The 11,877-nt window shown below is 71.1% G+C and carries 9 protein-coding genes; 4 read left to right on the top strand and 5 right to left on the bottom strand.

The window, feature by feature from the left end; all coding sequences use genetic code 11:
- Window positions 1-101: 101 nt before the first annotated feature.
- Both ACTWQA_RS13145 and ACTWQA_RS13140 read right to left on the bottom strand, forming a co-directional pair.
- Complete coding sequence (locus ACTWQA_RS13145; protein WP_443159504.1) at window positions 102-1,835, bottom strand: sigma-70 family RNA polymerase sigma factor; 1,734 nt, start codon at window positions 1,833-1,835, stop codon at window positions 102-104.
- Between the two features lie 167 nt (window positions 1,836-2,002).
- Window positions 2,003-3,454 carry a hypothetical protein gene (locus tag ACTWQA_RS13140; protein ID WP_443159503.1) on the bottom strand — a complete coding sequence of 484 codons (1,452 nt, stop codon included), beginning with the start codon at window positions 3,452-3,454 and terminating at the stop codon, window positions 2,003-2,005.
- Window positions 3,455-3,677: 223 nt separating this feature from the next.
- Between ACTWQA_RS13140 and ACTWQA_RS13135 the strand changes: the two genes are divergently transcribed.
- Window positions 3,678-4,133: a hypothetical protein gene (locus ACTWQA_RS13135; protein WP_443159502.1), complete on the top strand. Its 456-nt coding sequence runs from the start codon at window positions 3,678-3,680 to the stop codon at window positions 4,131-4,133.
- Complete coding sequence (locus ACTWQA_RS13130) at window positions 4,130-5,689, top strand: multicopper oxidase family protein (RefSeq protein ID WP_443159501.1); 1,560 nt, start codon at window positions 4,130-4,132, stop codon at window positions 5,687-5,689. The genes ACTWQA_RS13135 and ACTWQA_RS13130 overlap by 4 nt, the downstream gene beginning before the upstream one ends.
- 14 nt (window positions 5,690-5,703) lie before the next feature.
- Here the strand turns inward: ACTWQA_RS13130 and ACTWQA_RS13125 are convergent, their stop codons facing one another.
- Entirely contained in the window at window positions 5,704-6,642 is a 939-nt protein-coding gene (locus ACTWQA_RS13125) for a sulfite exporter TauE/SafE family protein (RefSeq protein WP_443159500.1), read from the bottom strand.
- Between the two features lie 162 nt (window positions 6,643-6,804).
- Here ACTWQA_RS13125 and ACTWQA_RS13120 point away from each other — a divergent pair, with 162 nt between their 5' ends.
- Window positions 6,805-8,166, top strand: a complete 1,362-nt coding sequence (locus tag ACTWQA_RS13120; protein ID WP_443159499.1) for a sensor histidine kinase — start codon at window positions 6,805-6,807, stop codon at window positions 8,164-8,166.
- Window positions 8,167-8,363: 197 nt separating this feature from the next.
- On the top strand, window positions 8,364-10,031 hold the full coding sequence (locus ACTWQA_RS13115) for an HAL/PAL/TAL family ammonia-lyase (RefSeq protein ID WP_443159498.1): 1,668 nt from the start codon (window positions 8,364-8,366) through the stop codon (window positions 10,029-10,031).
- Between the two features lie 62 nt (window positions 10,032-10,093).
- Here the strand turns inward: ACTWQA_RS13115 and ACTWQA_RS13110 are convergent, their stop codons facing one another.
- Both ACTWQA_RS13110 and ACTWQA_RS13105 read right to left on the bottom strand, forming a co-directional pair.
- Window positions 10,094-10,921 (bottom strand): carbohydrate ABC transporter permease, encoded by an 828-nt coding sequence (locus tag ACTWQA_RS13110; protein WP_443159497.1) that lies wholly within the window; start codon window positions 10,919-10,921, stop codon window positions 10,094-10,096.
- Complete coding sequence (locus ACTWQA_RS13105; protein ID WP_443159496.1) at window positions 10,921-11,874, bottom strand: carbohydrate ABC transporter permease; 954 nt, start codon at window positions 11,872-11,874, stop codon at window positions 10,921-10,923. Before ACTWQA_RS13105 ends, ACTWQA_RS13110 begins: the two co-directional genes overlap by 1 nt.
- Window positions 11,875-11,877: the final 3 nt, after the last annotated feature.

Raw genomic sequence — 11,877 nt, 5'->3', positions numbered from 1 at the left:
TGGCCCGCTTCCTCCCCCGTCGGAAGCGGGCCACGCGGGCGGTCAGGTGTCCGCCGTCACAGGAGACGTCCGGCGGAGGTCGCGGATAACACAAAATCGGGTCATCGGCTCGTCGAGACCTGGCTGCGCTGCGGGACCAGGGCCGGATCCGCGGGTCGTTTCCTGGTGACGTACTGCGGGACGGGGGCTCGATCGTCGCCGGTGTCGCGGGTGAGGCCGTAGCGGAGGATGCTCCTGGCCCGGTCGGGCTTGGCCGAGAGGTCGGCCCAGACGTCCTCCCAGGTCTTGGGCGTGACGGTGAAGTCGACGTCCGCGTTACCGCCGCCGCCGTCGTTGTTGTGCACGGTGACGCTGCCGTCGATGTAGTAGAACTCGTTCTGCCATCTCTGCTGGTGTCCGCTGGGCAGCTGGACGTAACCGGTCTGCGGGGAGCCCATCCAGGTGACGCCCGGCGCCTGTTCGTCATCCATGCGGCGCCCGCCGCCCGAGGCCACGTGGAACAGCTTGCCCTTCAGCCCGGTCCAGGTGACGGGTGGGAAGGGGCCGACCCGGTTGTGGTAGAGGATCCCCAGGCGGACGAGGAAGTAGCCCCTTCCGGTGATCGTGAGGTAGTGGCCCCGCTTGGTCAGCCCGGGTCCGCCGAACCGGGCATGCCCGTACTCGCCGACGAAGGCGACCTGGCCGGCGCGGCGCCGGGGCAGCGGGGCCGGGGGGCGGTTCTTGGGCAGGGCCTGATCCACCGCGTCGACGGTCCTGCCGTACGCGCCGGCCGGAGGGCTCGGCGTCGGCTTCGGGCTGAGCGGGCGCGCGGAGACCGTGGGCGCCGACGGGCCGGTGGTCCGCGGGGCGGTCGCGGGCGACGACGTGGCGATCACCGGCGCGGCCCGCTCGGGAGCCTCGGGCCTGATGGTCTGGACGACCATCGCTCCCCCGGCGATCACCGTCGCGCCGGCGGCGGCGACCGCGACCGGCTTGGCCGCCAGCAGGGAGCCGGCCGCCGCTTTGCCCTTGGCCAGCAGGCCGCCCTTCAACGCCGGCACGGCGGCGGTGCGGGCGAGCTCGACGAGGCCGATCACGGTGCCCGCGGGGATGGCCACCAGGCCGATCCCGGCCAGCAGCCGGTCGGCCGGCACCAGATCGGACGCCTGGGCGCTGCACGCCGGGCATTCGCGCACGTGCCGGAACAGCCGCTTGCGCCATAGGTCGGACGGCGCCCCGTCCCAGCGCGCCGCCGCCGCGGCCAGCTCCGGGCAGGTGCCGGTGAGGGCGCGCACCACGGCGCGGGCGCTCTCCAGGCGGCGTTTGGTGCGCTGCACGCGGACGGCGGCGTGCTGCTCGTTCGCTCCCAGCCCGGCGGCCAGCTCGGCCCTGGTGAGCTCCCCCGCGACCTCCAGCCACCACAGCGCGAGCACCTCGCGGTCGTCGGCGTCGAGCCAGCGGGCGGCCTCCGCGGTCTCCCTGCGCTGCCCGGACAGGCGGAGGCGGGTGATCGTGACGGCGGCGAAGTCGGCGCCCGGGTCGGGCAGGCCCAGGGCCTCGTCGAGGGCGGACAGGGTGGCGGCCGTAGCCCGGCGCCACTCCCGTACCTGGTTCATGGTGATGGCGACCAGCCAGGAGCGGTAGCTCTCCGGGTCGCGCAGCCCGGACAGGCCGGTCACGACCCGGGCCATCGTCTCCTGGACGACGTCGTCCACGTCCGGGTGGCCGTTCATGGCCCGGCCGGCGATGTTGTACACGAGCGGCAGGTGGCTTCTGACCAGCTCGTCGACGGCGGCGCGGTCGCCCGCCCGGGCCGCGAGCACCGTTTCAACCTCGTACGTCGGCCGTGCGTACATCCATTACCTCGATCCGGAGCCTCCGTAGCTCCGGACAGGAGACGGGAGAATCACCACTCGCATAACACAAACACGAAATTGTTCCATTCGTCGCTTATGATCGGGTCCGGCCTGGATCAGCCGTCCGTGTGTTTCCGCTCACCCACCGGTCACTCACTGGGCCGGGCCTACGAGTGCGGCGGGGGCAGGTACGCCTGCCACGTGCCGGGCCGCGCCTCCGGCAGCGGCCTCCATTCCCAGTCCAGCAGGAAGGGCGCGGCGGCCTGCCGGCCCCTGTCGACGGCGACCACATGTTTGCCCGCGCTCTGGGCGGCGCGTATCGGGGCGGGCGCCGCCGACTGCTGCGGCCAGCGCAGGATCGTGTACGACTCGCAGCCCACCCGGTAGGCGATCATCGCCGCGTGCTCGCCGTACACCAGGCAGGGCGGGCGCAGCTCCAGGGCGCTCAACGCGCGCGCGACCTCGACGTCGGCCTGGCGTTTGGCCAGCCGGGGGGCGACGACCTTGTCCAGCGTGAGCCCCTGCAGGGTGAACTGGGCGAGGAAGCCCGCGGCCACGAGGCCGGCAAGGGCCCGTCGCGGCCGGTGGTCCAGCAGCCGGAGGACGCCGTACGCGATCGGCAGCGCCAGCAGCGCGTACGCGGGAAGCAGGAAGCGGGGCGCCGCGTACCCGACCAGGAAGACGTACGGCAGGCCCATCAGCAGGCCGGCGAGGGCCGGCACCGCGCAGGCGGCCAGGTGTCCGCGCCGCCGGGCCGCGTACAGGCCGAGCAGGACGAGAACGGGGATCGCGCTTGCCCACAGCAGCCAGGACGGCGGGACGGGCCCGCAGTGCGCGGGAGGGCGGCAGAGCAGCGGGCCGTTGAGGGCGCGGGCGTGTTCGAGCAGGGTGACGTGCAGGCCGGTCTCGTTCGCCGCGCCGGCGGCCTGCCAGCGGGCGGCGAGCCCGCCGAAACGTGCGTACGCCTCGACGATCCAGTCAGCCCACCCCACGACCAGCCCCGCGACCAGGGCGGCGGTGACCTTGGCCTGCCGCCATGCCGGCCGGGCGAGTGCCGCCGCGAGCGCGAGCACGAGCCACAGGCTGTCGGGCGGCCGCAGCAGGGCCACCGCGGCCACGCTCAGCGCCAGCCCGATCGCCGGGCCGCGCCCGCTGCCCGGCCGCACGCAGCGCAGGAAGGAGCCGACGGCAGCCACCGCGCCGAAGGCGACCCACAGGTTCGGCATGACCTGGCCGCCGTAGAACAACGCCAACCACAAGGACGCGAACAGCAGGGCGGCGAGCGGCGCCATCGCCCCGGCCCGCACCCGCAGCCAGATCCCGAACGACGCGTACAACGCCAGGGCGGACAGCAGGCAGAGGTAGATCCGCAACGCCTCCGTCGAGGAGGTGACCAGCACCACCGGAGCGACCAGCAAGGTGATCCCCCGGGCGCGAGGCGCGATGAACTCGGCCGCGGGCGCCCGCGGATCCACCTGGCTGACATAGATCGACTCGTCCCACCCGAGCCCCATGCCGGGGGTGACGACGATCAGTTGCGCGATCCCGTAGCAGCAGGCCACAAGGATCAGCAGCGCCCGCCACGGATCGGCGCGCCACCACGACGTGTTCGATGCCACCGGATCTTCTTAGCGCGCCCGCCCGGAGCAGGCGGGCGACCCCACGACAACTTGCCGGAAGGTATGCCCGCCCGTGAAGGTCCGCCACGGTCGCGACTCCCCGCTCGCCGACGCGACCGGGGCCCCGCGCCAAGCACGTTCCAAGTCGCCCACCATTCCTCCCCAAGTGGCGCTCCCTACCGTGGCACGCGAGACAAGCGGTCTCTTGAGAGGGGAGGGCGTGGTGAAACACGTCTACAAGGTCTTGGCCTACCTGGTGGCCATCGAGGTGGCCGTGCAGGCGGCGGTCATGGTCTGGGGTGACGCCGGGATGGGCAAGTGGGTCGGCGAGGGCGGCGTGCTCGACAAGACGCTCGGCGAGAGCGGCGAAATGCCGTTCCCCGAGTTCATCGGCCTCATCATCCACGGCATCAACGGGATGATCGCCATCCCCGTCATCGCGCTGCTCCTGCTGATCAGCTCCTTCTGGGCGAAGGTCCCGGGGGCCGTGAAGGCGGCCGGCCTGGTGGTCCTGCTCGTCGTCCTGCAGGTCACGTTCGGCATCCTCGGCCACGACATCCCCCTGATCGGCGCCGTGCACGGGATCAACGCGCTGCTGCTGTTCACCTCCGCGCTCTACGCGGCACGTCGCGGCGCGGCGGTGCGCGCTCCGGAACCGCAGCTCGCGGTTCGCGGGTGACGGCGGGTTCCATGCAGCGCAAGGGCTGGAGCGGTGGCCGCGTGCGCCTGGCCGTCGCGGGCGCCGCGACCCTGGCCGTGCTGGGGCCGCTGATCTGGCTGTGGCAGGACAGCCTGCTGCCGGAGACGTACGCGGTCACGGACATGGGGCACGTCGACTACGGCGGCGGGCCGCGCGGCGCCATGGAGCACGCGGGAGAAGGCGTCTCGGCCCACGGTGCACACGCCGGCCGGGGCGCCTCGGCCCAGGGAGCGCACGCGGGCGCGAGGCGGGACGTCACGCGGCTGGTCGCCGACCCGGGCCGCCGCGCCGACGTGGCGGTGACCATGGTCGCCCGAAAGCAGCGGTTCCTGCTGCCCTCGGGCCGCGCTTTCGAGGGGTATACGCTCAACGGCCAGTCGCCGGGGCCGGTCATCAAGGCCACCAAGGGCCAGCTGGTGCAGGTGCGGCTGATCAACGAGTCGGTGCCCGGCGGGATCACGCTGCACTGGCACGGCGTCGACGTGCCCAACGCCGCGGACGGTGTCGCCGGCGTCACCCAGGACGCGGTCGGCATCGGCAAGGAGTTCACCTACCGCTTCGTCGCCGACCAGGCAGGCACGTTCTGGTATCACTCACACCAGATGTCGCACGAGCAGGTTCGCGGGGGCCTGCTCGGGGCGCTGGTGGTCGCGCCGGTGACGCGGGAGAAGGCCACGGACGTCGTGGCGCTGGTGCACCTGTACAACGGGGTGCGCACCGTCAACGGGCGTGAGGGCGACGTCCCCGTCCAGGCGCCGCCAGGGGCGCGGGTGCGGGTCCGGGTGATCAACACCGAGTACGGCCTCATGCCGACCTGGGTCAGCGGTGCGCCGTACCGGCTGGTGGCCGTCGACGGCACGGAGATCAACGGGGCTGCCCACGTCCAGGACAAGGCCGTGGCGGTGGCCGCGGGAGGACGCGCGGACTTCGAGGTGACCATGCCCGCGGACGGCTCACCGGTCCGGATCCACCTCGGCGGCCCGACCGGCGTGGTGCTCGGCTCCACGTCGCACACCTTGCCTCCGGTCCCCCGGCCGGGGCCGACGCTGGACCTTCTCACGTACGGCGCCCCTGCGCCGCTCGCCTTCGATCCCGGCAAGCCCGATCGGCGGTTCGCGTACGACATGGGACGCCGCCCCGGCTTCCTCGACGGGGTGCCCGGGTTGTGGTGGACGATCAACGGGCACCTCTATCCCGACGTGCCGATGTTCCACGTGGCCGAGGGCGACGTGGTGCGGATGCGGATATCCAACGACAGCGGCGAGGCCCACCCCATGCACCTGCACGGCCACCACGCGGTGGTGCTCAGCCGCGACGGCGTGGCCGCCTCGGGCAGCCCCTGGTGGGTGGACTCCCTCGAGGTCGCCGCCGGCGAGTCGTACGAGATCGCCTTCGTCGCCGACAACCCCGGCATCTGGATGGACCACTGCCACAACCTGCCCCACGCCTCGGAAGGGCTCACCGCCCACCTGATGTACGAGGACGTCACCACACCGTTCACCGTGGGAGGCCCCGCCGCGAACGAGCCGGAGTGAGCCGCCGGCGGCCCTCATGCGGAGGCCTGCTCCTCCTCGGGGGTCCGGCCGCGTAGCTCGGTTTCGACCGCCTCGACCGACTCGGTGGCCTTGTCGCGGCGGTATTCGCGGACGGAGTAGGCGATGGCGGCGGCCCAGACCACGGCGATGGCGAGGTAGGCGACCGTCTGGACACCACCGGAGGCGTCGATCCAGTCACTGCGCAGCAGGGTCCGCACGTTCGTCAGGATGATCACACCGCCCACGGCCGAGCCGAGGATGCGTGGCGGGATGTGGCGGACCAGCCAGGCCGCGATCGGCGCGGCGATGACGCCGCCGAGCAGCAGGACGGCGACCCAGGCGAAGTCGATGTTCTCCGAGCCGATGCCGACGAAGAAGCCGATGCTGGCGGCGATCGCGACGAGGAACTCGCTGGCGTCGACGGACCCGATCACCTTGCGCGGCTGCAGCCGGCCGCTGGCCAGGATGGCGGGGGTGCCGACCGGCCCCCAGCCGCCGCCACCGGTGGCGTCGACGAAGCCGGCCAGCACGCCGAGCGGGGCCAGGAAGCGCTTGCGCAGCGGCTTGCCGAGGTTGCCGCGCGGCAGCCCGAAAGCGGTGAAACGGACCAGGATGTACGCGCCCAGCACCAGCAGGATGATCGACATGACCGGCGCGGCGACCTCGGTGGACAGGCTCGACAGGAACGTCGCCCCGGCGAAGGCACCGAGGGCGCCCGGGACGCCGATCTTGGCGACGACCTTCCAATCCACGTTGCCGAAGCGCCAGTGGGAGATGCCCGAGGCGAGCGTGGTGCCGATCTCGGCCAGGTGCACGGTGGCCGAGGCCGCGGCCGCGTTGGTGCCGACGGCCAGCAGCAGCGTGCTGGAAGTGACCCCGTAGGCCATGCCGAGGCTGCCGTCGACGAGCTGGGCCGCGAACCCGACCAGGCCGAGCAGGATGAGCGCTCGCACGATCTCCCCTTTCTCTACTTTTTAAGTAGGGATAATCATTTATGCCGATCCACGGTCTCGTCAAGGGGCGGACTGGCCTTCTGGTGGTATTTATTGAGGAATCTCCCTAAGTTAGCGGCGAGCGCGACAACCGTGATCTTCTGATCGCCGGGGGGAAGACGCGTGAGAGCACGGTTGCGCCGTTCACTGCGGACGCGGCTGGCACTGCTCGCCAGCATCGCCATGGTCCTGCTGAACATCGTCGTCAGCGCGTTCGTGCTGTACGGCACGCGGGACGAGGCCCGGGACATCCGGTCGCTCGAGGTGTCCGGCAAAGCCCTGCGCGTGCTCATGCTGGTCAAGAAGTACCAGTTGCCCCGGTTGCTGGAGCCGGACGGGCTCGACGGCATCCAAGTGATCGACCCGGCCGGGCATCCGGTCACCTGGACGCGGAGCCTGGCCGGCGCGCCCCGCCAGACCACCGCGATCCCCCGCCCGGACCAGGCCAACGACGACGCGGAGCTCTGCGATCTGCCGGCCTTTCCCGGCACGTGCAAGATCGTGGTCGCCTTGCGCGCGTACCAGCCGGACGGCACCTGGGTCATCTACGCCTTCGAGCCGACCGTGCCCTGGTACGTCAGCCTGCAGGTGATCCTGTTCCTGATCGGCATGGCGGCCGGGCTGTCCGCGGTGACCTGGTTGGGGGTGTCGCGGGTCGTGCACCGGACGCTCGCGCCGGTGGGCAGCATCACGACGAGGCTGGCCGAGATCACCGCGGGTGGCGGCGGGATGCGGGTTCCCGTGCCGGACACCGACGACGAGCTCAGGGCTCTGGCCGAGACCGCCAACGAGACGCTGGAGCGGCTGGAGGCGGCGATGCGGCAGCAGGAGATCGCGATAGAGCGGCAGCGCAGGTTCGCCGGCGACGCCTCGCACGACCTGCGCAGCCCGATCACCGCGATGCGTACCCAGGTCGAGGAGGCGATGCTCCACCCCGAGGACACCGACTGGCAGGCGACGGGCACGGAGGTGCTCGCCAGTCTGGACCGGCTCCAGGCCATCGTCTCGGACCTGCTCACGCTGACCAAGCTGGACGCCGACGCCCCCAGCCGCCGAGAGCACGTGGACCTCGGCGAGCTCGTTGTCGCCGAGACCACCAGGCCGCGCACCAAGCGCTTCATCACCCACACGCAGGAGAGCGTGGTCATCATGGGCGACCGCCTGCAGCTGGTCCGCCTGCTGACGAACCTGCTGGACAACGCCGAGCGGCACGCCGAGACGCGGATCGACGTGACGGTGCGGCAGGAGGGCGGGGAGGCCGTGCTCGAGGTGCTCGACGACGGCGCGGGCATCGCCCCCGCCCAGCGCGACCTCGTCTTCGAGCGCTTCACCCGCCTGGACGACGCGCGTAGCCGCGACATCGGCGGCACCGGGCTCGGCCTGCCGATCGCCCGCGAGATCGCGACGGCCCACCAGGGCACCCTGACCATCGAGGATTCCGACATCGGCGCCCGGTTCGTGCTGCGCATTCCCGTCTCGGGATGACGGAGCCCGCTCCGCTCTGGCACAGCACGGGCACAGAAAGGGCATCGCACTGCATAGGACCGGTCGAGACCAGGTCAGCACTCGTCTCTGCGGTGTCGAGCCGTCCCCGGCTCTGTCTGGCCCCACCGCTATAACGGAGCAGCATCGCTCTTGATCGCGAGGGCAGGGGGACCACCTTGATGACCACCATCGGACGAATGGCGACCGTCGTCGGCCTGCTGGCCGCCCTGTGCGCGCCGGGGCAGGCAGTCGCCGAACCCGCCCCGCCTTCTATGGCAGCGGCGCCTGCGCCGGTGCTGAGCCTGGTGCTGGACGGCGGTTCCCTCTCCCTCCAGGACGCGCTCGCCATCCTCGATGGCCGTCCGGTCTCTGCCCAGCTCGCGCCGAACGCGCGGGAGAACATGATCACCACGCGGGCGGGGGCGCTGAAGGCCCTGGAGAACCAGCGGGTGTACGGCTGGAACCAGGCGCTCGGGCCGCTGAAGGACCGTCCGCTCACGCCCGAGCAGGCCGAGCAGTTCCAGCGCAACGTCCTGCGCTCGCACGCCGCGGGCGTCGGCGAGCCGCTGCCCGACGACGTGGTCCGGCTGGTCATGATCCTCAAGGCGAACCAGATGGCCAGGGGAAAGGTCGGGGTACGACCCGAGGTGCCCCAGCGGCTGCTGGACATGGTCAACGCGGGCGTCGTGCCGCGGATGCCGCAGATCGGCTCTCTGGGCACCGGGGACCTGCAGCCGCAGGCGGCGGCCGGGCTGGCGATGATCGGCGAGAACGCGCCGGTGCGCTACCAGGGGGTCGAGGGGCCGGCCTCCGAGCTGCTGCCGAAGGCCGGGCTGCCCAGGGACTTCACCCTCCAGGCCGGGGAAGCGCTGCCGATCGTCAGCGGCAGCACGGTCCTGGCCGCCACCCTGCTGCACGCCGTGCACCGGGCCACCGTGCTCGCCGACCAGGCGGAGGGCGCCTTCGCCCTGTTCATGGAGGCGACCAGGGCCGAGCGGGGATCGCTCGACGCGCGTACGCACAAGGAACGCCACATCCCCGAGGAGGACGCGGTCGCCGCGCGGCTGCGGGAGATGGTGGCAGGCTCGGGCTGGATGACGGAGGAGGGACGCAAGCGCCTCGACCCGGCCAACTACGAGCCGCGCATCCAGGACGCGGTGTCGGTGCGGGCGGCGCCGCACATCATGGCCGGCCTGCGGCACGAGCTCGCCGACGCGCACCGGACTCTGCTGCGGGAGGCCAACTCCTCGACCTCCAACCCGCTGATCTTCAAGCGGGAGGAAGGGCCGGGCTACGAGTTCGTGATGGGCGGCAACTGGGACGGCTCCATCATGGGGCATCTGGCCGACACCCTCAACGCGGAGATCGCCGACATCGGGGTGCTGTCGCAGGAACTGTCGGGACGGCTGCTGTCGCCCCGGTGGAGCTACGGCCTTCCGGCGAACCTCGCCGGTGGCACGGTCGGGCTGAACTCCGGGATGGTACAGGTGCAGACGGTGGCCGCGGCGCTGGTCCCGGAGATGCAGGTCAGGGCCGCGCCTGCGGGGACGCTGTCCCGGCCGGTCAAGGACGGGCAGGAGGACCACAACACGATGGCGATGGCCTCGGTCCGGCACCTGCACGAGAACCTGGACCGGCTGGAAATCGTCCTGTCGGTCCAGTATCTGATGGCGGCCCAGGGAGTCGATCTCATCGCGCAGAAGATGGCGGGCCTGCCGCTCGGCGCCGTCACCCAGGGCCTGCACACGGAGATCAGGAGGTACGTCACACCCCTGGGCGACGACCGCTATCTCACCCCTGACCTGGAGAAGGCCATCTGGCTGGTGCGCAACGGGCACCTGCGTCCCTCTGTGTCCAGCGCTTGATCGCGAGGCCTCTACCGGCGCGCCCGTGCGCGATGCACAGGCGGCGCCGGCGAGGGGAATGATCAGCCTTTGAAGGCACCGTCCATGATCCCGGCCACCATCCGCCTGCCGACGAAGATGAACAACACCAGCAGCGGCAAGGTCGCCAGGAACGAGCCGGACATGGCGAGCCCGAGGTCGATGTCGAAGCTGTTCTGCAGCGCCTTGATGGCGATCTGCGCGGTGTACATCTCGGGCGACTTCAGCACGATGAACGGCCACAGGAAGTCGTTCCACGCGGTGACGAAGCCGAGCAGGCCGAGCACGAACGCGGCCGGCCGCACCAGCGGGAACGCGATCCGCCAGAAGATCTGCCAGGTCGTGGCCCCGTCGATGCGGGCGGCCTGGAGGAGCTCGTCGCTGATCGTGGCACCGATGTGCTGACGCATCCAGAAGATGCCGAACGCGCTGGCCAGGCCGGGCACGATGAGCGCCTGCAGGGTGTCCACCCAGCCCAGGTTGGATATGATCATGTACTGCGGGATGACCGCGAGCTGGGTCGGCACGGTCATGGTCAGCACCACGATCAGGAACAACGCATTGCGGCCGCGGAAGCGCAGCTTGGCGAAGGCGAAGCCGGCCAGCGAGCAGAGCACGGCGTGCCCGACCGCGATGGCCCCGGCCACGATGAGGCTGTTGACCATAGAGCTGATGAACGGCACCGTCTCGAGGACCAGCCCGGCCAGGTGGAAGAAGTTGCCGCCGGGCACGATCTCGGGCGGCAGCTGGGTGGCGGTCGCGCTGTCGGTGCTGGCGACCACGAACATCCAGTACAGCGGGAACAGGCAGGCGAAAACGGCCAGGCCGAGGAGGAGATAGGTCCACCAGCGGACACGGTTGGCCTTGTTCATCAGCGCTCCGGGCGGACGCGGGTGGACAGGAGGTAGTTGAGCGTGGCGAAGGCGATGATCAGGACGAACAGCGCCACGCCGATGGCGGCGCCGTAGCCGAACTGGAACTGGCCGAAGCCCTGCTCGTACAGGAAGAGTGTGAGCGTCTGGCACTGGCGGACCGGCCCGCAGGTCACCGCCGAGACCCGGGAGATGAGCAGCGGCTCGGTGAAGATCTGCAGTCCGCCGATCGTGGAGGTCACGATCGTGAACACGATGACCGGCCGCAGGGACGGGATGGAGATGTGGCGGAACTGCTTCCAGCTGCCCGCGCCGTCGACCGCCGCGGCCTCGTACAGCGAGCGCGGGATCGCCTGCAGCGAGGCCAGATACAGCAGGGTCGTGTAGCCGAACCAGCGCCAGGCGACCATCGCCGCGATGAGCAGGTGGCTGCCCCACACCGACTGCTTGAAGTCGATCGGCTCCACTCCCACCAGCCCGAGCAACCAGTTGAGCAGGCCGTAGTCGCGGTCGAACATCTGGGCGAAGACGATAGCGGTGGCCGCGACCGAGGTGATGTACGGCACCAGCATCGACATCCGGAAGAACACCGCGAACCGCAGCCGGGCGTGGTTGAGCAGGTGCGCCAGGGCCAGCGCCAGCAGCAGCTGCGGCACGGTCGACCACAGCCAGATGCTGATGGTGTTCCAGGCGGCGTTCCAGAACCGGGCGTCGTCGAGCAGGCGGGTGAAGTTGTCCAGGCCGATGAAGACCTGCTCGCCGATCGGGTTCCAGTCGAACAGCGCCACGTAGAACGTGAACAGCAGCGGCACCAGGCCGAACACCGCGAAGATCAGGAAGAACGGCGCGATGTAGGCGTACGGGGCGACGCGCTCGCGGATGCTCTGCCGGACCCGGGTGGGGACCGCGGGCGGCGTACCGGCCGCCCGCGACGTGCTGAGAGTCGTCGTCACGCC

It is taken from the genome of Nonomuraea sp. 10N515B (genome assembly GCF_052245915.1).
Lineage (GTDB): Bacteria > Actinomycetota > Actinomycetes > Streptosporangiales > Streptosporangiaceae > Nonomuraea.
Note: the sequence above shows the minus strand (reverse complement) of the source record. Positions and strands in the feature narration are given on the sequence as shown.

Excerpts from the sequence above, each read along its gene's own strand:
- ACTWQA_RS13110 (WP_443159497.1), bottom strand. The coding sequence starts at position 10,921 with ATGAACAAGGCCAACCGTGTCCGCTGGTGGACCTATCTCCTCCTCGGC.
- ACTWQA_RS13115 (WP_443159498.1), top strand. The coding sequence starts at position 8,364 with ATGGCGACCGTCGTCGGCCTGCTGGCCGCCCTGTGCGCGCCGGGGCAG.
- ACTWQA_RS13145 (WP_443159504.1), bottom strand. The coding sequence starts at position 1,835 with ATGTACGCACGGCCGACGTACGAGGTTGAAACGGTGCTCGCGGCCCGG.